This is a genomic window from Saccharothrix sp. NBAS 001 (genome assembly GCF_056640475.1).
Genome location: NZ_CM153251.1, coordinates 8,800,730 through 8,825,798 on the forward strand (window position 1 = coordinate 8,800,730; position 25,069 = coordinate 8,825,798).

The 25,069-nt window shown below is 70.9% G+C and carries 23 protein-coding genes and 1 pseudogene; 11 read left to right on the plus strand and 13 right to left on the minus strand.

Annotated features, from left to right (window positions below; translation table 11 throughout):
- Positions 1 to 11 precede the first annotated feature (11 nt).
- Entirely contained in the window at positions 12 to 1,034 is a 1,023-nt protein-coding gene (locus AC0HI0_RS39335) for a PQQ-dependent sugar dehydrogenase (protein ID WP_480928545.1), read from the plus strand.
- Positions 1,035 to 1,276: 242 nt separating this feature from the next.
- On the opposite strand, the gene AC0HI0_RS39340 is transcribed toward AC0HI0_RS39335, so the two are convergent.
- Genes AC0HI0_RS39340 through AC0HI0_RS39350 form a run of 3 tightly spaced genes read right to left on the minus strand, consistent with a single transcriptional unit; the run spans position 1,277 to position 4,573 of the window.
- Positions 1,277 to 2,431, minus strand: a complete 1,155-nt coding sequence (locus tag AC0HI0_RS39340; protein ID WP_480928546.1) for a polysaccharide deacetylase family protein — start codon at positions 2,429 to 2,431, stop codon at positions 1,277 to 1,279.
- A 37-nt stretch (positions 2,432 to 2,468) separates the two neighbouring features.
- Positions 2,469 to 3,170 carry a class F sortase gene (locus AC0HI0_RS39345; RefSeq protein WP_480928547.1) on the minus strand — a complete coding sequence of 234 codons (702 nt, stop codon included), beginning with the start codon at positions 3,168 to 3,170 and terminating at the stop codon, positions 2,469 to 2,471.
- Positions 3,167 to 4,573 carry an MSCRAMM family protein gene (locus AC0HI0_RS39350; RefSeq protein WP_480928548.1) on the minus strand — a complete coding sequence of 469 codons (1,407 nt, stop codon included), beginning with the start codon at positions 4,571 to 4,573 and terminating at the stop codon, positions 3,167 to 3,169. Before AC0HI0_RS39350 ends, AC0HI0_RS39345 begins: the two co-directional genes overlap by 4 nt.
- A gap of 284 nt (positions 4,574 to 4,857) precedes the next feature.
- On the opposite strand from AC0HI0_RS39350, the gene AC0HI0_RS39355 reads away from it, so the two are divergent.
- On the plus strand, positions 4,858 to 5,658 hold the full coding sequence (locus tag AC0HI0_RS39355) for a Bax inhibitor-1/YccA family protein (protein ID WP_480928549.1): 801 nt from the start codon (positions 4,858 to 4,860) through the stop codon (positions 5,656 to 5,658).
- A 1,482-nt stretch (positions 5,659 to 7,140) separates the two neighbouring features.
- On the opposite strand, the gene AC0HI0_RS39360 is transcribed toward AC0HI0_RS39355, so the two are convergent.
- Both AC0HI0_RS39360 and AC0HI0_RS39365 read right to left on the minus strand, forming a co-directional pair.
- The gene (locus AC0HI0_RS39360) at positions 7,141 to 8,361 is read right to left on the minus strand and encodes an acetyl-CoA C-acetyltransferase (RefSeq protein WP_480928550.1); all 1,221 of its coding nucleotides are present in this window, start codon (positions 8,359 to 8,361) and stop codon (positions 7,141 to 7,143) included.
- 63 nt (positions 8,362 to 8,424) lie between these two features.
- A complete protein-coding gene (locus AC0HI0_RS39365) occupies positions 8,425 to 9,213 on the minus strand; it encodes an SGNH/GDSL hydrolase family protein (protein WP_480928551.1) in 789 nt (262 codons plus the stop codon).
- 127 nt (positions 9,214 to 9,340) lie between these two features.
- Here AC0HI0_RS39365 and AC0HI0_RS39370 point away from each other — a divergent pair, with 127 nt between their 5' ends.
- From AC0HI0_RS39370 to AC0HI0_RS39380, 3 genes are all read left to right on the plus strand, one after another.
- Entirely contained in the window at positions 9,341 to 10,711 is a 1,371-nt protein-coding gene (locus AC0HI0_RS39370; RefSeq protein WP_480928552.1) for a cystathionine beta-synthase, read from the plus strand.
- A gap of 105 nt (positions 10,712 to 10,816) precedes the next feature.
- Positions 10,817 to 11,935: an RDD family protein gene (locus AC0HI0_RS39375; RefSeq protein WP_480928553.1), complete on the plus strand. Its 1,119-nt coding sequence runs from the start codon at positions 10,817 to 10,819 to the stop codon at positions 11,933 to 11,935.
- Positions 11,936 to 12,052: 117 nt separating this feature from the next.
- Positions 12,053 to 13,210, plus strand: a complete 1,158-nt coding sequence (locus AC0HI0_RS39380) for a cystathionine gamma-synthase (protein ID WP_480928554.1) — start codon at positions 12,053 to 12,055, stop codon at positions 13,208 to 13,210.
- Between the two features lie 46 nt (positions 13,211 to 13,256).
- Here the strand turns inward: AC0HI0_RS39380 and AC0HI0_RS39385 are convergent, their stop codons facing one another.
- From AC0HI0_RS39385 to hppD, 3 genes are all read right to left on the minus strand, one after another.
- On the minus strand, positions 13,257 to 13,526 hold the full coding sequence (locus tag AC0HI0_RS39385) for a DUF2277 domain-containing protein (RefSeq protein ID WP_480928555.1): 270 nt from the start codon (positions 13,524 to 13,526) through the stop codon (positions 13,257 to 13,259).
- Positions 13,527 to 13,616: 90 nt separating this feature from the next.
- A complete protein-coding gene (locus AC0HI0_RS39390; RefSeq protein ID WP_480928556.1) occupies positions 13,617 to 13,853 on the minus strand; it encodes a hypothetical protein in 237 nt (78 codons plus the stop codon).
- Between the two features lie 142 nt (positions 13,854 to 13,995).
- A complete protein-coding gene (gene hppD / locus AC0HI0_RS39395; RefSeq protein ID WP_480928557.1) occupies positions 13,996 to 15,177 on the minus strand; it encodes a 4-hydroxyphenylpyruvate dioxygenase in 1,182 nt (393 codons plus the stop codon).
- A 74-nt stretch (positions 15,178 to 15,251) separates the two neighbouring features.
- On the opposite strand from hppD, the gene AC0HI0_RS39400 reads away from it, so the two are divergent.
- Entirely contained in the window at positions 15,252 to 15,746 is a 495-nt protein-coding gene (locus AC0HI0_RS39400) for an Lrp/AsnC family transcriptional regulator (RefSeq protein ID WP_480928558.1), read from the plus strand.
- 70 nt (positions 15,747 to 15,816) lie between these two features.
- Here AC0HI0_RS39400 and greA read toward each other — a convergent pair whose 3' ends face one another.
- A complete protein-coding gene (gene greA, locus AC0HI0_RS39405; RefSeq protein ID WP_085983579.1) occupies positions 15,817 to 16,314 on the minus strand; it encodes a transcription elongation factor GreA in 498 nt (165 codons plus the stop codon).
- Positions 16,315 to 16,497: 183 nt separating this feature from the next.
- The gene (locus tag AC0HI0_RS39410; protein ID WP_480928559.1) at positions 16,498 to 16,908 is read right to left on the minus strand and encodes a DUF4307 domain-containing protein; all 411 of its coding nucleotides are present in this window, start codon (positions 16,906 to 16,908) and stop codon (positions 16,498 to 16,500) included.
- 111 nt (positions 16,909 to 17,019) lie between these two features.
- Here AC0HI0_RS39410 and mca point away from each other — a divergent pair, with 111 nt between their 5' ends.
- Both mca and AC0HI0_RS39420 read left to right on the plus strand, forming a co-directional pair.
- Complete coding sequence (mca, locus tag AC0HI0_RS39415; RefSeq protein WP_480928560.1) at positions 17,020 to 17,901, plus strand: mycothiol conjugate amidase Mca; 882 nt, start codon at positions 17,020 to 17,022, stop codon at positions 17,899 to 17,901.
- Positions 17,898 to 18,203, plus strand: a complete 306-nt coding sequence (locus AC0HI0_RS39420) for a hypothetical protein (RefSeq protein WP_480928561.1) — start codon at positions 17,898 to 17,900, stop codon at positions 18,201 to 18,203. The genes mca and AC0HI0_RS39420 overlap by 4 nt, the downstream gene beginning before the upstream one ends.
- Before the next feature lie 10 nt (positions 18,204 to 18,213).
- On the opposite strand, the pseudogene AC0HI0_RS39425 reads toward AC0HI0_RS39420, so the two are convergent.
- Positions 18,214 to 18,948 (minus strand): annotated as a pseudogene (locus AC0HI0_RS39425) (metallophosphoesterase); the annotation flags it as partial.
- A 110-nt stretch (positions 18,949 to 19,058) separates the two neighbouring features.
- Here AC0HI0_RS39425 and AC0HI0_RS39430 point away from each other — a divergent pair.
- From AC0HI0_RS39430 to AC0HI0_RS39440, 3 genes are all read left to right on the plus strand, one after another.
- Entirely contained in the window at positions 19,059 to 21,026 is a 1,968-nt protein-coding gene (locus AC0HI0_RS39430) for a thioredoxin domain-containing protein (protein WP_480928562.1), read from the plus strand.
- Between the two features lie 126 nt (positions 21,027 to 21,152).
- Positions 21,153 to 21,710 carry a hypothetical protein gene (locus AC0HI0_RS39435; protein ID WP_480928563.1) on the plus strand — a complete coding sequence of 186 codons (558 nt, stop codon included), beginning with the start codon at positions 21,153 to 21,155 and terminating at the stop codon, positions 21,708 to 21,710.
- A 45-nt stretch (positions 21,711 to 21,755) separates the two neighbouring features.
- Entirely contained in the window at positions 21,756 to 22,760 is a 1,005-nt protein-coding gene (locus AC0HI0_RS39440; RefSeq protein WP_480928564.1) for a M1 family aminopeptidase, read from the plus strand.
- Here AC0HI0_RS39440 and AC0HI0_RS39445 read toward each other — a convergent pair.
- Both AC0HI0_RS39445 and trhA read right to left on the minus strand, forming a co-directional pair.
- Positions 22,738 to 23,079, minus strand: a complete 342-nt coding sequence (locus AC0HI0_RS39445; RefSeq protein ID WP_480928565.1) for a hypothetical protein — start codon at positions 23,077 to 23,079, stop codon at positions 22,738 to 22,740. The genes AC0HI0_RS39440 and AC0HI0_RS39445 overlap by 23 nt on opposite strands.
- Before the next feature lie 1,267 nt (positions 23,080 to 24,346).
- Positions 24,347 to 24,973 (minus strand): PAQR family membrane homeostasis protein TrhA, encoded by a 627-nt coding sequence (trhA, locus tag AC0HI0_RS39450; protein WP_480934489.1) that lies wholly within the window; start codon positions 24,971 to 24,973, stop codon positions 24,347 to 24,349.
- Between the last annotated feature and the right edge of the window lie 96 nt (positions 24,974 to 25,069).

A 25,069-nucleotide genomic window follows, 5' to 3' on the forward strand; every position in this document is an offset into this window, starting at 1 on the left:
GGAGGCAGCACATGCGTGCTCGTCTAGGCGCGGTACTGGCCCTGGCAACACTGGGCGCGACCGTGGTCGCTCCCGCCCAGGCCGGCCCGGCGCAACTCGCGGTGCGAACGCTGGCCACCGGCCAGGCAGTCCCGTGGGACATCGGTTACCTGCCCGACGGAAGCGGCATCTACACCGAACGCGACACGAAGAAGATCAAAAAGATCACCGGAACCGCGGTGACCACCCTGCACACCGTGAACGAAGCCGTGCCCGGAGGCGAAGGCGGACTCCTGGGCATCGCGGTGTCGCCGACCTTCGCCACCGACAACACCGTCTACGTCTACTACACGGCCGCCGCCGACAACCGGGTCTCCCGCGTGAAGATCGGCGGCGGCGGGGCCGCGGAACCGATCGTGACCGGTATCCCGAAGAACCGGTTCCACAACGGAGGCGGCCTGGAATTCGGCCCGGACGGACTCCTGTGGGCGACCACGGGCGACGCGGGCAACAGCGCCAACGCGCAGAACACGTCCTCGCTCGCGGGCAAGGTCCTGCGCTTCACCACGACCGGCGCGCCCGCGCCGGGCAACCCGTTCAACAGCCGGGTGTACTCCTACGGCCACCGCAACCCGCAGGGCATCACGTGGGCCAACGGCCGGGCGTACGCCACGGAGTTCGGCAACAACCGGACCGATGAGCTGAACTGGATCCAGTCCGGCAAGAACTACGGCTGGCCGACGTGCGAAGGGCCGTGCAACGACACCAGGTTCGTGAACCCGGTGAAGTCGTGGCCGACCAGTTCGGCCGGGCCTTCCGGGATCGCGTTCTACAAGAACGCGCTCTACGTCGCGTGCGTGACCGGGCGGCGGGTCTGGAAGATCCCGGTGACCGGGACCGAGTTGGGCACGCCGCAGGCGGTGTTCACCGGCTACGGCCGGGTCCGGGCCGCCGGTGCGGCTCCGGACGGGACGCTGTGGCTGGGTACGTCGAACCAGGACGGTCGGGGCACCCCGGCGGCCGACGACGACCGGCTGCTGAGCACTGACGGCTGAGCACTGACGGCTGAGCACTGACGGCTGAGCACTGACGGCTGAGCCGAGCCGGGTGCTCGCGGCTTCGGTCGCGGGCACCCGGCACGGTGCGATGCGTTGGCACGGTGGTGTTCTGGGTGCGGTGTGGTCCGGGTGCGCTGGTGTGTGTTGCTGTGCGTGGTGTTGGTGCGCCTGGGTTTCGCCGTCAGTGGTGTTTGGCCTGTGTGGTTTTTGGCGGTGTGTGGTGTTTTTCGGCCGTGGGCTCAGTTGAGCGAGGCGGGCATTCGGCGGAACTGTTCCAGGACAACGGGGTCTTGCAGTTGCATCCACTGGATGACCTCGGTGTAGGTGGCGCACACGGTCTCCTCGCGCGCGCACACCTCCTCCATGAACCGCTCGACGGCCTCGCTGAACGCGCCGCCGGCCCACTCGTTGAAGTGGTTGCCCACCACCAGAGGAGCGCGGTTGCCGTTGAACGTGGCCTGGTAGACCGACCGGTAGGTGTCCAGCACGATCCGGGCGTACTCGCCGGGCGGCCCGGGGTCGTCCTGCGCGCGGTTCAAGGCGTACCAGAGGTTGAAGTCCATCATCACCACCTGCCGGCCCAGCGCGGGCACCCGGACCTCGGGCAGCGGGAACTCCCACATCCCGCCCTGCACGGTCGGCCACGTCACGCCGAGGCTCACGTGGCTGGTGTCGTAGGCCAGGCCGTGCGCCCGCATGGACGGGAACGCCTGCCCCCAGTCGCCCTCCAGGCACGGTGTGCGCCCACCGCGCACGGCCGCCGGGTCGAGGGTGAAACCCTGTTGGCGGGCCTTGTCCAGGATCGCGAAGAACTGGTCCAGCTCCAGGTCCCAGTCGGCGGTGCGCCACCGGCCCACGCTCGGCTCGTCGGTGTCGCAGAAGTGGCCGTTGTAGTGGGTGCCCAGTTCGTGCCCGGCGGCCAGGGCGGCGTTGAGGTAGGCGATCCGGTTCGCCACGTCCTGGCGGGTGCCGCCGAACTGGATGGCCGAGTACCCGGCCCGGTGGCCGGGCCCGGCGTAGGTCGCGGCGTCCGCGTCGGCGACCAGGTACACCCCGGACAGCAGGCCGGTGACGTGCGCGCCGGTCCGCTGCGCGATCGGCATCACCCGGTCCCAGTGCTCCTTGGACGCGGCACCGTCGAAGGAGAACAGCACGAACTGCGGCGGCTTCTCGCCGGGCTGCATGCGCTTCATCCACTTCGGCGCGGCGGCCGGCGGCGGCAGCGACGGGGTGGGCGCGTTCGCGCTGGACGGCGCGCGGGGCGCGATGGGCAGCGGCGCGGCGAGTTCGCCGAAGTCCTCGTCGGGACGGGGCTCCCGCGCACCGAGCACGGCCAGCACGGCCAGCACGAGCGCCATCGCGATACCGGTGGTGATCAAACGCCTGCGCTTCACACAGGGCAAGACGACTCGGCGCGTCCGCCGGTTGCCTCTACGCCACCGGCGTCGCCACGACGACCTGGTTCTCCTCGTACCCGGTGCTGCCGCCGACCCACCGACCGCCGCAGGTCACCAGCGCCAGCCGGTGCTCCCCGCGCGGCCCGAACAGCTCGACCGCGCGCGCGGGCAGGTCGTCCTTGCGGACGGTGATCACCTGGCTGATCCGGAACCGGAACGCCTTGCCCGCGGTGTCCACCACGGTCACGTCCTGGCCGGCGGAGGCGCGCCACAGCTCGTCGAACGGGCCGGTCATGCCCTTCCAGTTGACGTGCCCGGCGAGCACCGTCGCGCCCTCGGACGCGCCGAGGTCCACGCCCCACCAGGTCGCCTCGCCGACGCCCTCCGGGACCGGCAGCACGCCGTCGGCGGTGACCTCCTTGCGGACCAGCGTGGCCAGCCCGCCCTGCGGCAGCTTCACCGTGCCCGGGGCCTGCACGGCCGGGGGAGGGGGCGGCTGCTCGGCGGACGGCGTGGTCGGGTTCTCGGGCGGGTTGCCGCCGGCGGGCATCCCGGCCAGGTCCGAGCCGCGCCCGGACCTCATGCTGTCGCCGAGCGGGAACGGCACGACCGCGTCGCCGGGTCGCGCGGAACCCCGCACGACCTCGGCGGCCGGGGCGAACACCAGCGCGGCGGCGACGAGGAGCCCCGCCACCACCGCGCCGGTCGTGATCGATCTGGCGTCCGCTCCGATCACGAGCGGGCAGCCACTGCCTTGCGGCGGACGAAGAAGCCGACCAGGGCGGAGCCCACCAGGACCAGCCCGCCGAACCCGACCAGCGCGCCGGAGTCCAGCTCGGTGGTGAAGGACGCGGTGGCCACCACGCCCGCACCGTCCGCGCCCGCCGGGATCGTGATCGGGACGATCGGCTTGTTCGGCTTGTTCGCGATCGCCAGGGCAAGCGTTTGCGCCGGCTCGACCTTGCCGCACGCCTTGGGCGGCGCGTTCGGGTCGAAGTTCTCCTCGTAGCCCTTCGGCGCGGCGACCTCGACGACGCAGATCTCCTGCGGCGTCCGCAGGTCGGGCACGGCGACCGTGCCGTCCGCGCCGGTCTGGAGCACGATCGGCTTGCCGTCCGGCCCGGTCAGCGGGGAGTCGTCCTGCTTGAGGGCGGGCTTGACCCCGTCCGGGCCGGTGACCCGCAGCGCCACGCCGGAGATCGGCTTGCCGGTCTCGGAGTCGGTCTTGCCGACCTTGACGATGCCGGGCTGGGTGCGGGCGGTGCCGGACGCCTCGGCCGCGAGCTTCTTCTCGCCACCGGTCGTCACGATCCGCTGCATGTCGGCGTTGCCGGGCACGTGCACCACCGGCTTGTCGGCCGGGCTGTCCAGGCGGACCTTGAACGTGGGCTTGACGCCGGTCGGGATGACCTTGACGTTGAGCGGCTTGCCGTCGGCGGGCGTGCGCAGCTCGACGGTCGTCTTGCCGTCCTCCAGGGTGGCCTGGTCGAGTTCCACGGTGACCGGGACGTCGGAGACCAGCCTGCCGTCGGCCTTCGCGATGTTCACCGCCCAGTCGCCCGGGGAGCCGATCAGCTGCTCCTTGTCGGGCGCGGTCACCTTCGCCGTCCACGGGCCGCGGTTCGCCTCGGCGTCGGCGCGCAGCTTGGTCACCGAGTCCTTGGCGGACTGCGGCAGCGCGTCGAAGTGGAACTGCTCGTTGTAGGCGATGTGGCGGAAGTCGTTGCTCGGGTCGAGCGAGATCCCGCCGTGCGGGAACGCCGTCCAGGAGTGCAGGAGGTGCGCCAGCGCGGCGGCCTCGTCGACGGACGGGTTGGTCGTGTAGCGCAGGAGCAGGTAGGAGATGTTCGCCGCGACGTCAGGGGCGAGCGCGTCGCCCGCCTTGGTGCGCAGTTCGTCGCCGGGCTTGTACTCCTCGGAGCTGTCGGGCGCGAGCAGCGAGTACTCCACGCACCAGACGTGCTTGCCCTGCCAGATGTAGGACCCGAGCCAGTCGGTGGTGCCGGGCTTGCCCCGGTACCCCTGGGCGGGTGTGGTGTAGCCGATGCCCTCCTGGACCTGGGCGTCGGACGTTGCGGGAACGGCGAGCAGGGCCACGCCGGCGGCGAGCGCCGCGCCGGCGAGTCGTCTCCACCCCATAGTTATGAACCTGACCCCTCGGGCAGTTCGGGACGAGCTTCGGGAAGAGCTTAGGGACCGGATGCTGCGGGCAGCCTGTCGACGCGCTGCCTGGGGCAGCCTTACGGGTCGGGTCCGGTGTGGACAAGCCTCCGAGGGAGTGGGCTTTCCGACTACGCTCCGCAGCGTGGGGTGTGGATTCGAGATCGACAGCCCGAGTAAAGTCAGTTTTACCCGACGGGAACCGATCGACTCGTGTGGTCGTTGAACCCCGTGACGGCGTCAAAACGCCACAGGAGGACGAGGTGCGTACCACCAGCAACCCCGCGTTCCGCAACCTGCCGACCAGCGGCGGTTCCGGGAGCTACGCGGGCTTCGGCCAGCCGTACGAGGCGCAGCAGTACGGCGGCTACCAGAGCGCGCCGCCGACCACCGGCGAGCGCCCCATCACCATCGACGACGTGGTCACCAAGACCGCGATCACCCTGGCCACGACCCTGGCCACCGGTTTCATCTCGGCGTGGCTGGTGCTGTCCGGCCAGGCCAAGCCGTTGGCGCTGATGCTGCCGGGTCTGATCGTCGGCCTGGTCGTGTCGCTGATCATCATCTTCAAGCGCACCCCGAGCGCGCCGCTCGTGCTGATCTACGCGGCGGCCGAGGGGTTGTTCCTCGGCGCGATCACCGGTGTGTTCGAGGGCGCGTTCAAGGGCATCGCCTGGCAGGCCATCCTCGGCACGTTCGGTGTGTTCATCGCCATGCTCGTCGTCTACAAGACGGGTGCGATCCGCGTCACGCCCCGGTTGACCAAGTGGATCATCGGCGCGACCGTCGGGGCCGCCGTGCTGATGCTCGGCAACCTGGTGCTCGGCCTGTTCGGCGTGAACCTCGGCCTGCGTGACGGCGGGACGCTCGCGATCGTGTTCAGCCTCGTGGTGATCGGCATCGCGGCGTTCAACTTCCTGCTCGACTTCGAAGCGGCGAACGAGATGATCCGCTCCGGCGTGCCGGCGAAGTGGGCCTGGTGGGCGGCGTTCGGTCTGATGACCACGCTGGTGTGGCTGTACCTGGAGATCCTCCGACTGCTGTCGTACCTCCAGCGCGACTGACCTCGTCGGTCACGGGTTGAGGGGAGGGCGTCCGGCTTCGTGCCGGGCGCCCTTCGTTTTTGTTTGCGGGGGTGTGTGCGGGTGTGCGGGGTGTGTGCTGTGACGCCTGTCGCGGTTGGCTGCGGTGTGGTGGGCGTGGTTGGGGCGGTTGGCGTCGTTGGGAGCGGTGGGAGCAGGTGCTGACGGTTACTGTCGGTGTCGGTGTGGCGTTGCGCGATCGGGGTGCGCGGACGGCCCGGCAAGCGGTTCTGCGGGCGGTTCGGTGCCATCCATCTGAGTGGGTTGTCGGCGACTCGTGCGGCTTGTCGGTCGCCTGATCGTGGAGCCGGCCTGTGCGCGGTCGATCTGCGCGATCGGCTCTGTGCGCGGTTGTGAGGCCCCGCGCCCGACCGCCCATCCGCCCATTCACCCGACCGCCCGGCCACCTGACCGCCCAGCCGCCTGACCAACAGATCGATAACCGCCCGCCGTCCACACAATCGCCCAATCGCCCAACCGCCCAACCGCCCATTCCCCAGACCGGCAGACCGCCGACTGGCCGTCTGGTCAACTCTGTCCGTTTGCTCGATCGGGAATGCAGGCGAGATCGGGCATGCGGGCTGGAATGCGGTGACCGGGCATGCATGCATGCGGCCGGGAATGCAGGCGGCCGTGTGAGTGTGGTGGGCGTGTGGGCGTGTGGGCGTGTGGGCGTGTGGGCGTGCAGGCAGGCAAGCGGGCGTGCAGGAGTGCAGGCGGGTGTGCGGGATGATTGTCGGTCCCCCGTGGGATAATGGTGTCGGGGGCCGGAGGCCGGCCGTCGCTTCGACGGCAAGGCGTTGACCAGCGCTTTTCTGTTGGAAGTCTTTGTTTGGCTGTGGTGGGGCGCTTCCCGCACCTGGGCACGGGCTTTCTTGTCTTGCGCGCCGAGTTCGTGCTGTCCGCGCCCGGCGGAGGGTGCTGGGGCTTGGGTGGGCTGGGTGGGCTGGCTGTGAGGTCTTGGCTTGAAAGAGTCCTCGCCGGACGGGCGAGCCGCCAAGGATGACAAGAGAACGGGCGGGCGTCGTGTCATCCCCGTACGGCCCGGTCGGAGACAACCACCCTTGAGTAGGGAGCGCAAGCGAAAAGCGTGCTTGCGCTCCCTACTCAAGCGCGGTTCGCTGCGCGCGGGCCATACGGGGATGACACGACGCGGGGGGAGATGTGTTTGCTGCGCTTTAGTCCCGCCACGTGTTGCCTGCGGTGGTCGGGTCTTCTGTCGGTAGTTCCGAGCCGACTTTGATCAGGCACGGTACGCATAACGGGCCGTTGGGTTCTCGTAAAAGCTGTTCCGGGGGCACTGAGTGCGTGCACGCGGCTTCGAAGTACGCGTCCGACGGCTGGGTTGTTGGGAATGCGTGGCACAGCGAGTCGTACCCGCTGTGCCACCACACGTACGGCATCTGGTGTCGACCTCCCCTACTCATAGGTAGGGACGTCGGCTCCGGCCGGCTGTGACGCGTGTCAGCTCAATCGTTCGAGGATCATCGCCATGCCCTGGCCGCCGCCTACGCACATCGTTTCCAGACCGAACTGCTTGTCGTGGAACTGGAGTGAGTTGATCAGGGTCGTGGTGATCCGTGCACCGGTCATGCCGAAGGGGTGGCCGACGGCGATCGCGCCGCCGTTCACGTTCAGCCGGTCCAGGTCGATGCCCAGGTCGCGGTACGACGGGATGACCTGCGCGGCGAACGCCTCGTTGATCTCGACCAGGTCGATGTCGCCGATCGACAGGCCCGCGAGGGCCAGTGCGCGCTTCGACGCCTCGACCGGGCCCAGGCCCATGATCTCCGGTGACAGGCCCGACACGCCTGTGGAGACGATGCGGGCCAGCGGGGTGATGCCGAGTTCCTTGGCCTTCGTGTCGCTCATGATCACCAGGGCGGCCGCGCCGTCGTTCAACGGGCAGCAGTTGCCCGCGGTGACGCGGCCGTCGGGGCGGAACACGGGCTTGAGGCCGGAGACGCCCTCGTAGGTCACGCCGGGGCGCGGGCCGTCGTCGGCGGACACCACGGTGCCGTCCGGGAGGGTCACCGGGGTGATCTCGCGGGCCCAGAAGCCGTTCGCGATGGCCTTCTCCGCCAGGTTCTGCGACCGGACGCCGAAGTGGTCCATGTCCTCGCGGGTCACGCCCTTCGCGAGCGCCAGGTTCTCCGCCGTCTGGCCCATGGCGATGTAGACGTCGGGCACGTTGCCGGCGGTGCGGGGGTCGGTCCAGGTGGACGCGCCCTGCTCGGCGGTCGCCCTGGTGCGGGCCTCGGCGTCGGCGAAGACCGGGTTGTGGGTGTCCGGCCAGCTGTCGGAGCTGCCGCGCGCGAAGCTCGACACGGTCTCGACGCCGGCGCTGATGAACACCTCGCCCTCGCCCGCCTTGATCGCGTGCAGCGCCATGCGGGTGGTCTGCACGCTCGACGCGCAGTACCGGGTCACGGTGGTGCCCGGCAGGGTGTCGTACCCGGCCAGCACGGACACCACGCGGCCCATGTTGAAGCCCTGTTCGCCGCCCGGCAGGCCGCAGCCCAGCATCAGGTCGTCGATGTCGTGCGGGTCCAGCTGCGGCACCTTCGCCAGCGCCGCCTTGAGCACCTGCACGGTCAGGTCGTCGGCCCGGACGTCCTTGAGCGAGCCCTTGCCCGCGCGTCCGATGGGCGACCTTGCTGCGGAGACGATGACGGCCTCAGGCATTACGGAACTCCTTTGTTTCGCCGCAACGTTGCCTTGAGCCTAGTTAACGCCTGTTCAGCCCGGCTACCACTCGTGACGCACGTCGTGGTGCGTGATCACCGCTTCGTACAGCGGCGCGAGCAGGATCGACGTGGCCGCCTCGTACCCGGCGGCGCTGGGGTGGAACTGGTCGCGGCTGAAGTAGTCCCGGCCGCGCGTGCTGAACTCGGCGGCCAGCAGGTCACCGAGGGCGACGGGGATGCCGCCGGCCCTGATCACCGCCTGCCGCTGCGCCCTGGCCAGCCGGAGGCTGTACTCACTGGCCACCGCGCGCAGCGGTTGGGCGATGGGGCGGATCGAGCCGAGGTCGGGGCAGGTGCCCACCACGACGGCGACGCCCGCGTCCTGGAGCCTGGCCACCTGGGTCCCCAGCGTCGCCGCCGACCTGGTGATCGGTGAGCGGGTGGTCACGTCGTTCGCGCCGACGATCACCAGGGCCACCTCGGGCGGGTCGGCGAGCGCGCGGTCCACCTGGGGCGGCAGGTCGTCGGTGGTCGACCCGCTCACGGCGTAGGTCTCCAGGCGGACCGGGTGCTCGATCTCCTCGGCGAGCGCCCGCGCGAGCAGGACGCCGGGCAGTTCGCTCTCGTGGTCGACGCCGAGGCCCGCCGCCATCGAGTCGCCCAGCACGGCGAACCGGACCGGCCGGCCGTCGTGGTCGCCGTACACGCCGTCGGCGCGCAGCGGGGGCGCGTCCGGGACGCCGATCACCACCCTGGCCCGTTTGGACTGCGTCGTGAACAGGCCGTACGCCAGCCCGGTCAGTCCGCCCGCGGCCACCCCCGCGACCGTGACGAGACGCCACCACTTCATGTCGACCACCCCCTGGGTCAATCGTCCGGAAGGACGCGCGGATTACCGCCATCCGCGAGTCGCGCCGGTCAGGCACCTCAACAAGTACTCTCGATCCGTCATCTCGCACGGTGGGAAGGGACCTTCGGTGGAGTACGTCGAGAGCGTCGTAGACCTGGTCGGCAACACGCCGCTGGTGAAGCTGAACGCGGTTGCCGAGGGGCTCCGGCCGCTCGTCCTGGCCAAGGTCGAGTACCTGAACCCCGGTGGCAGCGTGAAGGACCGGATCGCGTTGCGCATGGTGGAGGCCGCCGAGCGGTCCGGCGAGCTCAAGCCGGGCGGCACGATCGTCGAGCCCACCTCGGGCAACACCGGTGTCGGGCTGGCGCTGGTGGCCCAGCGCAAGGGCTACAAGTGCGTGTTCGTCTGCCCGGACAAGGTCAGCGTGGACAAGCGCAACGTGCTCAAGGCGTACGGCGCCGAGGTGGTGGTGTGCCCGACGGCCGTCGCGCCCGAGCACCCCGACTCCTACTACAACGTGTCCGACCGGCTGGTCGCCGAGATCCCCGGCGCGTGGAAGCCGAACCAGTACTCCAACCCGGAGAACCCGGCCAGCCACTACCACGGCACCGGGCCGGAGCTGTGGCGGCAGACCGAGGGCAGGATCACCCACTTCGTCGCGGGCGTGGGCACCGGCGGCACGATCTCCGGCACCGGGCGCTACCTCAAGGAGGTGTCGTCGGGCGCGGTCAAGGTGATCGGCGCGGACCCGGAGGGTTCCGTGTACTCCGGGGGTTCCGGGCGGCCGTACCTGGTCGAGGGCGTCGGCGAGGACTTCTGGCCCGCCGCCTACGACCGGACCGTGTGCGACGAGATCGTGCCGGTGTCCGACAAGGACTCGTTCGACCTCACCCGCCGGCTCGCCCGCGAGGAGGGCCTGCTGGTCGGCGGCTCCTGCGGGATGGCGGTCGCGGCGGCGCTGCGGGTCGCGGAGGGCTGCGGCCCGGACGACGTGGTCGTGGTCCTGCTGCCCGACGGCGGGCGCGGCTACCTGTCGAGCGTCTTCAACGACAAGTGGATGGCCCAGTACGGCTTCCTGTCGCCGGACACCTCCGGCGCGACGGTCGGCGACGTGCTGCGGCGCAAGGACGGCACCATGCCGGACCTGGTGCACGGGCATCCGAACGAGACGGTGGCCGAGGCGGTGGCGATCATGCGCGAGTACGGCGTGTCCCAGATGCCCGTGGTCAACGCCGAGCCGCCGGTGATGGCCGCCGAGGTGTCCGGCGCGGTCAACGAACGCGACCTGCTCGACGCCCTGTTCACCGGCAAGGCGCAGCTGACCGACCGGCTCGACGCGCACATGTCGCTCAAGCTCCCGACCATCGGCTCCGGCGAGTCGATCAGCGCCGCGATGCAGGCGCTGTCCTCGGCGGACGGTGCTCTGGTGCTCGACGACGGAAAGCCCGCGGGCGTGGTTACCCGGCAGGACATCCTGGGTTTCCTCGCCGGACGCTGATCACGACACATTGGCCGGTTGCCGGTAGCGGACGTGGTCTTATCCGCTAGCGTTGGCCCCCGACTCATACGCCTACGGCCCACGCCAAGGGGGTTGGAAACTCCGATGAACGCTCCGCAGCCGCCCGAGAACCAGCAATTCGGCGGCCAATACCAGCAGGAGCAGGGGCAGGGTGCCCAGCCCCCCAACGCCGACGCGACCCAGGTCGTGCCGAGCGGTGGTGCGAGCCCCGCGTTCCCGCCCCCGGAGGCGACCCAGGTCGTGCCCTCCGCAGGTGGTCAGCCGCAGGGCGGCAACCCGGACGCGACGCAGGTCGTGCCGCCGGGCGCGACCCAGCAGCCCTACGGCCAGCCGCCTTCGGCGTCGGGCGGTTTCCCGGCGCAGCCGCCGGCCTCCGGTGGTTTCCCGGCCCAGCAGCAGCCCGCCTACGGCCAGCCGCCGCAGCAGCAGTACGGGCAGCCCGCCCAGTACGGCCAGCCGCAGCAGCCGCAGGCGTACGGCGCGCCGCAGGGCAACCCGTACGCCCAGCCGCAGCCCGGCCAGTACGGCCAGCCGCAGGCCAACCCGTACGGCCAGCCGCAGCCGCCGCAGCAGCAGGCGTGGGGCGCGCAGCCCGGCTACGGCCAGCCCGCGTTCGCGCCGCCCGCCGGCGGGTACGCGGAGTGGGGCACCCGCGCGGTGGGCGCCCTGATCGACTACGCGGCACCCGGCGTGGTGGTCGGCGTGCTGGTGGGCATCGGCACCGCGACCGGCGACCCGACGATCGCGCTGCTGCTCAGCGGCGTGGGCTACCTGGCGCTGCTCGGCTGGATCATCTACAACTCGTGGTACCTCGCCGGCACGACGGGCCAGTCGTACGGCAAGAAGATCGCGAAGATCAAGCTGATCAAGGAGGAGACCGGGCAGCCGATCGGCTTCGGCAACGCGTTCGTCCGGCACCTGTGCCACCTGGTCGACTCGCTGCCCTGCTACGCGGGCTGGTTCGCGCCGCTGTGGGAGGTCAAGAAGCAGACCTGGGCGGACAAGATCCTCGGCACGATCGTGGTCAACGCGCCGGACACCGGGATGCCCGGCGGCGGGATGCCCGGTGGCTACCCCGGCCAGCAGGCGAACCCCTACGGCCAGCCCCAGCAGCAGCCGGGCCAGTACGGCCAGCCGCAGGCCAACCCGTACGGCCAGCCCCAGCAGCAGAACCCCTACGGCCAGCAGCCGCCCCAGTGGTGAGCACGGCCTGACACGCGTTCGGCATCGGCCGGTCGGGGATTCCCCGGCCGGCCGATGCGCGTCGTGGGCGTCGTGGACCGGAGGCGGCGGGCGGCGCTGCTCCCTTAGGCTGAGTCCATGACGGACACCGGCCACTACGGTTTCGCGACCAGGGCCATCCACGCCGGACAGGACCCGGACCCCACGACGGGCTCGGTCATCGTGCCCATCCACGCCACCTCGACCTACGCCCAGGACGGCGTCGGCGGGCTGCGCAACGGCTTCGAGTACTCGCGCACCGGCAACCCGACCCGCGCCGCGCTGGAGGAGTGCCTCGCCGCGCTCGAAGGCGGCAAGCACGCCCGCGCGTTCGCCTCCGGCATGGGCGCGACCGACGCCGCGCTGCGCGCCCTGTGCCGGCCCGGCGACCACGTGGTGATCCCGAACGACGCCTACGGCGGCACGTTCCGGCTGATCGACAAGGTGTTCAGCCACTGGGGCGTCGAGCACACGCCGGTCGCGCTGTCGGACGTCGACGCGGTGCGCGCGGCGATCCGCCCGAACACCAAGGTCGTCTGGATCGAGACCCCGACCAACCCGCTGCTCAACATCGCCGACATCGCCCTGCTCGCGCAGGTCGCGCACTCGGCGGGCGCACTGCTGGTGGTGGACAACACCTTCGCCTCGCCCTACCTGCAGAGCCCGCTCGCGCTGGGCGCGGACGTCGTGCTGCACTCCACCACCAAGTACGTGGGCGGCCACTCCGACGTCATCGGCGGCGCGCTGATCACCTCGGACGACGAGCTGCACGCGGCCTTCGGGTTCCTCCAGAACGGCGCGGGCGCGGTGCCCGGCCCGTTCGACGCGTGGCTGACCCTGCGCGGCATCAAGACCCTCGAAGTGCGCATGGAGAAGCACTCGGACAACGCGGAACTGGTCACCGAGGCGCTCCAGCGGCACCCCCGGGTCACGTCGGTGTTCTACCCCGGCCTGCCCGAGCACCCCGGCCACGAGATCGCGGCCAAGCAGATGCGCCGGTTCGGCGGCATGATCTCGTTCACCGTGCGCGGCGGCGAGGAAGCGGCCCTGCGGGTCTGCTCGCGCACCCGGCTGTTCACGCTGGCCGAGTCGCTGGGCGGCGTCGAGTCGCTGATCGAGCACCCCGGCCGGATGACCCACGCCAGCACGGCGGGTTCGCTGCTGGAGGTGCCGGCCGACCTGATCCGCCTCTCGGTCGGCATCGAGTCCGGTGAGGACCTGGTGGCCGACCTGGTGCAGGCCCTGGACCAGGGCTGATGCCCGTTCCCCCGCCGGGCCCCGGGGTCCGGCGGGGGAGCCGTCGCTAGCGGCCGAAGCGGGCGGCGGAGCGCTCCTTGGCCTTGGCGGCCTCGACCTCGCGGTCGCGCGGCGGGGCCTTGGTGACGAGGGCTTCCAGCAGGGTCCGAGTGGCCTCGGTGACCGCCTCGACGGCGGCGTCGAACGCCTCCTGGTTGGCCGTGGACGGGTTGGTCGACCCGCTCACCTTGCGCACGTACTGGACCGCCGCCGCCCGGATCTCGTCCTCGGTGGCGGGCGGCTCGAAGTTGTGGAGCACCCGGATGTTTCGGCACATGCGTCCACTATCGCCGATGTCGGGCGCGGGCGTGCGGGGACCGGGTCGGTGCCGGGGCCTGTGCCTGGGGCGGGCCGGGTCGGTGCCGGGTCAGGGCTGGACGGCGTAGCGGACGTTGTCCAGCTTCGGCACGGCCGGCAGGTCCTTGCCGTCGACGCAGCCGCCGACGAGTTCGACCGCCCCGTTGTCCTGGACCACGAACCGGCCCGTGTCGGCGCAGTCGTCCGCGTGCGCCACGGTGAAGAAGGCCGCACCGGTCAGCGCCACGGCCGTGGCCACCGCTCCGACGAGCGGGAACACCGTGGTCACCCGTCGCGTGAGAGCCATGCCACCTCCCCGGTGAGTGCTGCGTGAAAAGTCCCCGCACCGAGCGTACCGGTAGCGCGGGGTGCGGTGAGCGACATCATCCCCGTTCACAGATGCGAAAAGCCGGCCCGGGGTTGGCGGGCCGGCTTTCGTCAGCACGAAGTCAGAGGTTGCCCCGACGTTCCTGCTCGCGCTCGATCGCCTCGAACAGGGCCTTGAAGTTGCCCTTGCCGAAGCCGAGCGAGCCGTGCCGCTCGATGAGTTCGTAGAAGACGGTCGGCCGGTCGCCGATCGGCTTGGTGAAGATCTGCAGCAGGTACCCGTCCTCGTCGCGGTCGACCAGGATCTTGTGCTCCTTGAGCACCTCGATCGGCACGCGCACCTCGCCGATCCGGGCCCGGAGTTCGGGGTCGTCGTAGTAGGAGTCCGGGGTCTCCAGGAACTCGACGCCGGCCGCGCGCATGGCGGTCAGCGTGGCGACGATGTCGTTGGTGGCGAGCGCGATGTGCTGCACGCCCGCGCCCTCGTAGAACTCCAGGTACTCGTCGATCTGCGACTTGCGCTTGGCCACCGCGGGCTCGTTGAGCGGGAACTTCACCCGGTGGTTGCCGTTGGACACCACCTTGCTCATCAGCGCGGAGTAGTCGGTGGCGATGTCGTCGCCGATGAACTCCGCCATGTTCACGAAGCCCATGACGCGGTTGTACCACTCGACCCAGTAGTCCATCTTGCCGAGTTCGACGTTGCCCACGCAGTGGTCGACCGCCTGGAACAGCCGCTTCGGCGCGCCCTCGGGCCGGACGACGGTGCTCTCCCGGGCCTCGTAGCCGGGGAGGTAGGGGCCGCTGTACCGGGACCGGTCGACCAGGCTGTGGCGGGTCTCGCCGTAGGTCGCGATCGCGGCCCGGCGCACGACGCCGTGCTCGTCCTCGACGTCGTGGGGCTCTTCGAGCACGGTCGCGCCCTGGGCGCGGGCGTGCTCGACGCACTTGTCGACGTCGGCGACCTCCAGTGAGATGTCGACGACGCCGTCACCGTGCCTGCGGTGGTGGTCGAGCAGCGGGCTGTCGGGGGCGACGCCGCCGTTGATCACGAACCGCGCCGAGCCGGACTTGAGCACGAAGGACTTGTGGTCCCGCTGCCCGGTCTCCGGTCCGGCGTACGCGACGAGCTGCATCCCGAAGGCGACCTGGTAGAACCACGCGGTCTGGGTCGCGTTGCCGACCACGAAGACCACGGCGTCCATGGAGCGGACGGGGAACGGGTCCCGCGTCCCGTCGTAGTCGACCAGACCCACGAGTTGGCGGAGCTGGTCGTAGCTCACGTCGTCAAGCTGCTGCGTCATGGCTCACAGCATGTGTCGGGTGAGCAGGATGAGCAACAGTCCCGTTTTCCACTGGTCAGGTTGTACAGTGATCCATGGTCTTCGACGGACAAGCTGAACACTCTGACCAGGTGGTCGACGGGTTGGACGCCCGACTGCTCCTGCTGCTCACCGACGAACCCCGGCTCGGCGTGCTGGAGTGCTCCCGCCGGCTGGGCGTGGCCCGCGGGACGGTGCAGGCGCGGCTGGACCGGCTGGTGAACCGGGGCGTGCTCACCGGGTTCCCGCCCGCGCTCGACCTGGCCGCGATGGGCTACGGGTTGACCGCGTTCGCCGTGCTGGAGATCGCGCAGGGGCGGCGGCAGGAGGTGTCCGACGGGCTCGCGGCGATCAACGAGGTCTGCGAGGTGCACGCGACCACCGGGCAGGGCGACCTGTTCGTCCGGGTGGTGGCGCGGTCCAACGCCGACCTCCAGCAGGTGATCGACTCGATCGTCGACGTGCCGGGCGTGCAGCGGCTCTCGACGTCGATCGCGCTGTCCACGCCGGTGCCGCCCAGGGTGCGCCCGCTGCTGGAGCGCATCGGGTAGTGCGGGCGCCGGACACAGTGGAGGGGCGGCCACCTCGCGTCGGTGGCCGCCCCTCCCCGTGTCTGTGGGGCTAGCCCGCGTAGGGCACGGCCTTGATGAGCGTCACCTTCTGGACGCTGCCGTTGGGCAGCTCGTACTCGCGGGTCTCGCCGTCCTTGGCACCGTTGAGGGCCTTGCCCAGCGGGGAGGAGGGGGAGTAGACCTCCAGCGCGCCGTGCGCGCCCTCCTCGCGGGTCGCGAGCAGGAACTCCTCGGTCTCGTCGTCGCCTTCGTAACGGACGGTGAGCACCATGCCGGGGGCGGCCACACCGGCGACGGTGGGCGCCTCGCCGACCTTGGCGACCCGCAGCAGCTCCTGGAGCTGGCGGATCCGGGCTTCCTGCTTGCCCTGCTCCTCGCGGGCCGCGTGGTAGCCGCCGTTCTCGCGGAGGTCGCCCTCTTCGCGGCGCGCGTTGATCTCCGCAGCAATGACCGGGCGATTCTCGATCATCTCGTCCAGCTCTCCCTTGAGCCGGTCGTAGGCCTCCTGGGTCAGCCAGGTCACCTCAGTGTCGCTCACGGTCACCAACTCCTCGTCTTGCTCCAGGCCCACGCGGTGGGCTGGTAGTTCCCGGACGCACGCGCCCGGAACGGAAAAACACGGCCCACGCCGGGGCCGTGCTGAAAGGCCAGAGTAACACGTCTACAACGTTCGGCTACGGCGTTTTGTTCCCGAATGGGACCACAAAGCCGCAGATCACCCGCTTGGCCGCTACCTCGTGGACAGGTAAGCCGGGACCTGGTAGGAGCATCCGAACACCTCTCCGGTGGTCGGTTCTTTCGACGTCCGGACAACTGTCGTCGCATAAACGGTGGCGGGGCCCGGCGGAACCAGCACTTCGCGCCGGCCGGCCTCGTCCCCGTCGTCCGAGCGGGCCCGCACGACGCACACCACGGCCTGCTCCGGCGTCTTGCGGAGCACCTCGAAGGTGACTTCCACCGACTGCCCGTCGAGCACCTCGAACGCGGTCTGCTTGGCCTCGACCGGTTTGGTGCCCAGGTTCTCGAAGCCGACCCACGCGACGACCGCCCCGACGAGCACCCCGACTACCGGGAGTGACCACCGGGCCCACTTGGGCAGGGTGCGTCGCGGGCTGCCGTACCGACCCTCGGGCAGTGCCACTTGCCAACGCCTTCCTGCCCGTGGGGAACAATGGCCATCCGAAACCACGTTGAGTGTCGCAGGGGCCGCGGGGGCTCCGTCCGGCAGGGGCCAAGGAGGACCACGACCGTCATGGTTGAGAAGCTGCGCCTGATGGCGGTTCACGCGCACCCCGACGACGAGTCGAGCAAGGGTGCCGCGACGATGGCGCGCTACGTGGCCGAGGGCCACGAGGTGATGGTGGTGACCTGCACCGGGGGTGAGGCGGGCAGCGTGCTCAACCCCGCCATGGACCGCCCCGAGGTGCTCGCGAACATGGCGGAGATCCGGCGCGGGGAGATGGCGCGCGCCGCCGAGATCCTCGGCATCGAGCACCGCTGGCTGGGCTTCGTCGACTCGGGCCTGCCCGAGGGCGACCCGCTGCCGCCGCTGCCCGAGGGCTGCTTCGCGCTCGTGCCGCTGGAGGAGTCCGTGCCCCCGCTGGTCGAGGTGATCCGCGAGTTCCGCCCGCACGTGATCGTCACCTACGACGAGAACGGCGGCTACCCGCACCCGGACCACATCCGGTGCCACGAGGTGTCCGTGGCGGCGTTCGACGCGGCCGGCGACCCGGAGCGGTACCCGGAGGCCGGTGAGCCGTGGCAGCCGCTGAAGCTGTACTACTCGCACGGGTTCTCCCGCGCGAAGCTGGTGGCGTTCCACGAGGCGCTGACCGCGGCCGGCCAGGAGTCGCCGTACGCGGAGTGGCTGGCCGGCTGGGACGCCGACAAGCCGGACGTGATCGACCGCGTCACCACCCGGGTGGAGTGCGCCGACTACTTCCCGCAGCGTGACGAAGCCCTCAAGGCGCACGCCACGCAGATCGACCCGACCAGCCGGTGGTTCGCCGTGCCGCTGGAGACCCAGCGCGCGGTGTGGCCGACCGAGGAGTACGAACTGGCGCGGTCGCTGGTCGACAGCACGTTGCCCGAGGACGACCTGTTCGCGGGCGTGAGGGAGAAGGTGACGGCGTGAACCCGGTCCCCTGGGACCAGACGACGGCGATGGTGCTGGTGCAGCCCTCGACCACCAAGGACCCCGGCGGGCAGCAGGAGGACTTCGGCAAGTCCTCCCCGCTGGGCCTGCTGATCCTGGTGCTGTTCTTCATCGCGGTGTTCTTCCTGGTCAAGTCCATGAACAAGCACTTGAAGAAGCTGCCGGCGTCGTTCGACCCGGCGGAGGAGCAGGGCGCGGAGCCGGCCGCGCAGGTCGCGGTGCCGGCGGACGAGCGCGCCGGCGAACCGGAGGGCAAGGCCGCCGACAAGGCCGCCGAGTAGCCGGTCAGCGTTCGTACCAGGTGCGGCGGGCGGGTACCGAGACCAGTTCGCGCTCCGGGTAGCGCAGCGCGGTCAGCCGCCCGCCGAACGCGCAGCCGGTGTCCAGGCAGAGGGTCCCGTTGACCCAGCGGGGTTCCTCCACCGGCGTGTGTCCATAGAGGACGGTCGCGGTGCCGCGGTACTCCTCGGCCCACGGGTGGCGGACCGGGAAACCGCGCTCGTCCACCTCGCCGGTGCTCACGCCCCACAGCGCCAGGCTGCGCATCCGGGCCGATTCCACGCCGTGGAACCGCTCGGGCAGGCCGGCGTGCGCGACGACCAGCCGGCCGCCGTCCAGGACGTAGTGCGGCACCAGGGCGTCGCAGAACTCCAGCACCTCGCGGCGGAACCGCGGCGACTCGTCCGCGAGCTGCGCCAACGACTTCTCCAGCCCGTGGGTGACCTTGACGTCGCGGCCCTTGAGCGCGCGGACCAGCTTGTCCTCGTGGTTGCCGCGCACCGCGTAGGCCGTGCCGGCCTTCACCATGCCCATCGCCAGCCGCAGCACGCCGGGCGTGTCCGGGCCCCGGTCGACCAGGTCGCCGAGGAACAGCGCGGTGCGGCCCTCCGGGTGGTGCGCGCCGTCCGGTTCGACCCGGTAGCCCAGTTCCCGCAGCAGGTGGGCGAGTTCGGTGTGGCAGCCGTGCACGTCGCCGATCGCGTCGAACGGCCCGGTCAGGTGGCGCAGGTCGTTCGGCAGCGGCTCGCCCGCGAAGGGGCCGTCGGGCCGAGGTCGGTCGTCGTGGGGCACGGCGGTGTCCATGCGACCAGTCTGGTCGACCGGTCCGGGATCCGGACGGGAATTACTGTGGTGCCATGACGAACCGGCTCGCGTCCGCGACCAGCCCGTACCTGCTCCAGCACGCCGACAACCCGGTGCACTGGCACCCGTGGGGGCCGGAGGCGTTCGCCGAGGCGCGGGAGCGGGGCGTGCCGGTGCTGCTGTCGGTCGGGTACGCGGCCTGCCACTGGTGCCACGTCATGGCGCACGAGTCGTTCGAGGACGCGGTGACCGCCGAGTACATGAACGAGCACTTCGTGAACGTGAAGGTGGACCGCGAGGAGCGGCCGGACGTCGACGCCGTCTACATGGCGGTCACCCAGGCGCTCAGCGGGCACGGCGGGTGGCCCATGACGTGCTTCCTCACCCCGGCCGGCGAGCCGTTCTACGCGGGCACCTACTACCCGCCCGCGCCCCGGCCCGGCACGCCGTCGTTCCGCCAGGTGCTGGAGGCGATCACGCACGCGTGGCACGAGCAGGGCGACGAGGTGCGCGAGTCGGCCGCGAGCATCGTCTCCCAGCTGGAGTTCAAACCCCTCCCTCAGTCCACTGTGGACGAAGACGTGCTGGACGGCGCCGTGGTCTCGCTGCTGGGCCACTTCGACCGCGCGCACGGCGGGTTCGGCGGCGCACCGAAGTTCCCGCCGTCGATGGCGCTGGAGTTCCTGCTGCGCGACCACGAGCGGACCGGGTCGGTCGAGGCGCTGTCCATGGTCCACGCCACCTGCGACGCGATGGCCGACGGCGGGCTGTACGACCAGCTGGCCGGCGGGTTCGCGCGCTACAGCGTGGACGCCGGCTGGGTCGTGCCGCACTTCGAGAAGATGCTGTACGACAACGCCTTGCTGCTGCGCCTCTACACCCACCTGAGCCGCCGCGACCCGGCCGAGCGGTACCGGGCCGTGGTGCGCGAGACCGCCGAGTTCCTGATCCGCTCGCTCGGCACGCCGGAAGGCGGGTTCGCCGCGTCGCTCGACGCCGACACCGACGGCGTCGAGGGCTCCACCTACGTGTGGACGCGGCAGCAGCTCGCCGACGTGCTCGGCCCGGTCGAAGGCGCGCGGGCCGCCGTGCTGTACGGCGTCACGGAGGACGGCACGTTCGAGCACGGCACGTCGACGCTGCGGATGCTCGGCGAACCCGACCCGGAGATCGCCGCGAAACTGCTGGCGGCCCGGGAACTGCGCCCACAGCCCGGCCGTGACGACAAGGTAGTGACCGCGTGGAACGGCCTGGCCGTCGCGGCCCTGGCCGAAGCCGGGTCGGTGTTCGGCGAACCCCGCTGGGTCGCCGCCGCCGAGCGCGCGGCGGACCTGCTGCTCGACGTGCACCTGGTCGACGGGCGGCTGCTCCGGACCTCCCGCCACGGCGTGGCCGGCACCGCCGCCGGCGTGCTGGAAGACCACGGCTGCCTCGCGGACGGCCTGCTCGCCCTGCACCAGGCCGCCGGGGAGACCCGGTGGCTGACCGTCGCATGTGGACTCCTGGACACCGCGCTCGCCCGGTTCGCGGGCGCCGAGCCCGGCGTCTACTACGACACCGCCGACGACGCGGAAGCGTTGGTGCAACGGCCTTCCGACCCGGCGGACAACGCCAGTCCGTCCGGCGCGTCGTCCCTGGCGTCCGCCCTGCTCACCGCGTCCGTGCTGGGCGCGCCCCGGCAAGCCGAGTACCGCGCCGCCGCCGAAGCCGCCGTGACCCGCGCCGGCCTGCTGGCCGCCCGCGAACCCCGGTTCGCCGGCAACTGGCTCAGCGTCGCCGAAGCCCTGGCCCTGGGCCCCGTGCAGGTGGCCGTCGTCGGCGAGTCGTCGGAGCTGGCCGCCACCGCGTGGCACGACGTGCACGGCGGCGGCGTGGTCGTCGCCGGAGCCCCCGACTCCGCCCCGCTCCTGGCCGACCGGCCGCTGGTCGACGGCGGCGCAGCGGCGTACGTGTGCCGCGGCTACGTCTGCGACCGCCCCGTGACCACCCCCGACGCCCTCGCCACCGCCCTGCACCGCTAGCCCGCCCCGGAACACCTGCCCGCTCCCCGGCCCTTCACCGGTAGCGAACGCCGACCACCCAGCGGTTTTGCAGGCGTAGCGTCAGTATCACTGTAATCGTGTAATCGTGATGCCGAGGTGGTTGTGATGCGACGAGGATGGGGAGGGCGCGGAGGCTGGCAGCAAGCGGACCAGCCGCCCGCCGACGACGCGGCGGCCTGGTTCGCGGGCCGGCTCCCGGAAGGCTGGTTCACCGAGCACCCGGCGGTCACCGTCGACCGCGAGGAGATCCTGGTGGTCGGCGAACTCCAGCCGCTGGAAGGCGAGTTCGCCGACGACGCCGCCCGCGCCGCCGCCGAGTCCGGGCGGATCAGCCGGTTCCGCGAGGAGACCCGGGAAGCCCGGATCGAGATCGCCCGCCAAGCCGAACACCGCTACCGGCGCAAGGTGGCGTGGGGAGCGCGGCTGGGCGGCACCGAAGAACTGTTCACCACGCTGTCCGTGCCGGTCATGACGCGGCTGCGGCAGCCGGAGCGCAAGGTGCTCGACACGCTGGTCGCGGCCGGCGTGGCGCGGTCGCGCTCGGAGGCGCTGGCGTGGGCCGTCCGGCTGGTCGGGGAGCACGCCGACACCTGGCTGGCGGAGTTGCGCGAAGCCATGACCCGGGTGGACGACCTGCGCAACCAAGGGCCCGATCTGGCCTGATGCCGATCCCCCGGTTCCGCTGGTAGCTTCGGGAACCGGGGGATCATGACCATCTCGTACGACATCACGTGGGACCTCGACCCGACCCGGCCGACCTTCCGCAGCCGGACGTCCGTGCGATTCCGCGGCACGACCTCCCACGCGGAGCTGGCCGCCGCGGACGTGCGCCACGTCCGGCTCAACGGACGTGACGTGCCGTGGGACGGCACGCAGGTCCGGTTGGACGAAGCCGGCGTGCTGGAGGTCGACGCCGACTTCGCGTACGCGGAGGACCGGGGCTTCCGCCGGGTGGTGGTCGACGGCGCGACGTACCTGTACACGTTGCAGTACCCCGACCGCGCGCAGTGGAGCTTCTGCGCACTGGACCAGCGCGCCCGCAGCGAGTTCGCGCTGACCGTCAACGCACCGGGGCTGGTCCTGGCCAGCAGCACCGAAACCCCGATGGCCCCGTACGCGCTGACCGTCGCGGCGGGCCCGTGGGCGGAGATCGCCGAACAGGTCTACGTGACCAGGGCGAGGTCGGGCGAGCGGGCGCGCGGCGCTGCGGTGTCCCGCAGGATCCGCGAGTCCATCGCGTTCTTCGAGGCATTACTGGGCGTGCCGTTCCCCTACGGCAAGTGCGATGCGGTCTTCGTCCCGGACATCCCGCACCTGGCGTTCTCGTCGCCGGGCTTGATCATGTTCGACGACGCGGTGTTCGACGCCCTGGCCACCCGCGAGCCGCTGTACGCGACAACGGTCCTGAGCCACGAGGTCGCCCACGCGTGGTCGGGCAACCTGGTGGACGCCGAGCCGTGGCTGGTGGAAGCGATGGCCACCTACCTGAGCAGGCTGGCGACCGAGGAACTGCTCCCCGGCACGGACCCGTGGCAGATCCCGGACAACGCCCCGTGGCCGGACCGCCCTTACGCCCCGCACCTGGCCCGCGTGCGCGCGATGGAAGACGCGCTGGGCCGGCCGGCGTTGTTACGCGCGCTCACGATGTACTTTCGCCGGTACGCGCACACCAACGCGGGTTGGGCCGAGTTCAAGGCGTGCCTGCGGGAGTAGCCGGGCCATTCTGTGAAATGCCCGCCCCCGTTGTCACCAGTCCCGCATCGACCTGGAACTCCACACCGCCGTCGACCGCCTCGACCCCGTGCGCGTTGGTGGACACGGTCACCACCTCGACCCCGTCCACGGCTTTCCGCCCGAGCACGAAGCAGCGAACCGGAAACGGGAACGGGTAGTCGGCATCGGACCGCAGCACGTCGCCGCCGTCGAGGACAGGCGCTTTCTCGACAAATCGCCATTCGACGCCGAAGACGTCCGTCAGCCGCAACTCGACCCAGCCCGGGAAACCGTCATCCACCCAGGCGACGGCAAGCATGGAAACGAACCCCGGTGAGTGCACCCCACCAGCATGAACGCCATCCACCGCCCGCAACACCCCCAGTTCTCCCGCAACCTTTGAGCAGTCCGCCGTCTACTTTGACGATAGAATCCAGGCGAGGTGTCGACGTCCTCGACGTCTCCCCAGGACCGCCGCGAACCAACTGCGGTATGTGGTCACACGATCGAGTGATCATCCCGAAAAACGTACGATAACAGTGTTCTCGCCACTCGGTTTGTATACCGACGCCGCGAACCCACAGCCGAGACCATCCCCACCTTCGACCCCCGCCCACCCACTGACCCCCTGGACCACACGACCCCCTGGGCAACTCACTGACTCACCCCCACACCCCGACCAACTCGACCACCAGCCACCCTCACGCCGACCACTCCCACACCCCAGGCCCCGACGTGGACCAGCCCGCCAACAGCAAGAACCCGGCGCACCCCGCCGGACCGACCCCGCTGGCGCACCCCGCCGGACCGCCCCGCCGGACCGCCCCGCCGGACCGCCCCGCCGGACCACCCCCTCGCGCGCGTCACCGGGCGCGCGTCACCGGGCACGTCCAGCTCGGCTGACACGTCCAGTTCGGCTGGCACGTGCCGCCGCGGGACGTGCCGTCGGGGCCGTGCCGCCAGGCATGCGCCCGCCGGTCACGCTCGGACGGTTGGCACGCGCCACCGGGCATCGATGCGTGCCGCCCATCCGGCTCCGGTCAGCTCAGCGCGCGCCTGCGTCGCCGCCTGCGCGGAACACCGGCGTGCTCTGCGGAGCGTGGTCTGCGGAGCAGGGAGGCTGACAGCGGCGCGGACACCAACCGCAGAGCCGGGCACCAACGGAGCCGGATGTCAATGGTGGTGTGCGAGGTGGTGCCGGACGCGTCAAAAAGTCGTGGGTCTTTTCGAAGCGCCCTAGATGGCCGCGTGGCGACCTGCCTGCCGGTTGAGGTCGCCTTGCCTTGGGGCGGTCCGGCCCGGCCGAACGACGGCGGGACGCGCGGGCTCCGGCACCCGCGCGCGACCAGCCAGTTGGGCGACCCGTCAGTTGGGGAACGGCGTCGTCATCAAGGCGCTGTCGCTGAAACCTCGGGCACCGCGATTCGGGGGCTGCACGCTCCGCGCCTGCACCCACCTCACGCCGACCAGTCACGCCCGGCTGGAGCCGCTGGGCCGCGATCGGCGCGTCGAGCCGCGAGAGCGGCCTGACGGCCTGGAGGCGGCCTGATCGTGGAAATCGGGGGGTGAGAGGGGGAAAGCGCTGGTCAGGAGTAGATCGCGAACCAGATGGCGATGTAGTGGCAGATCGCGGCGATGACGGTCGCCGCGTGGAAGAACTCGTGGTAGCCGAAGACCTGGGGCCACGGGTTCGGCCAGCGGGACGCGTAGAAGATCGCGCCGGCCGTGTAGAGCAGACCGCCGACGATGACCAGGACCAGGGCGCCGACGCCCGCGTATTCGAGCATGTCCGGGAGGACGAACACGGCCACCCAGCCGAGCGCGATGTAGATCGGCACGCCCAGCCACCTCGGGGCGTGGGGCCAGGCCAGTTTCAGGGTCACGCCGCCGAGCGCGCCGCCCCAGACGACCGCCAGCACGACGTTGCCGGTGGTTTCCGGCATGGCCAGCAGTGCGAACGGGGTGTAGGTGCCCGCGATGAACACGAAGATCATCGAGTGGTCCAGGCGCTTCATCCACGTCCGGGCGCGGACGCTGACCCAGTTCACCCGGTGGTAGAGGGCGCTGACGCCGAAGAGGCCGACTACCGTCGCGCCGTAGACGGACGTCGCCAGGGCCGCTTTCGCGGACACCGTCGCGGCGGCCAGGGCGATGAGGGTCGCGCCGGTCGCCACCGACACGACGAAGGACCAGAAGTGCAGCCAACCCCGCATACGCGGGCGGAGGGCGGGTGCCGGCGGCTGGGGGAAGGTCGACGTGGTCACCAGCCCGAGGTTACGGGAGCGTAGGGAAGCGGGTCAGCACGCGAC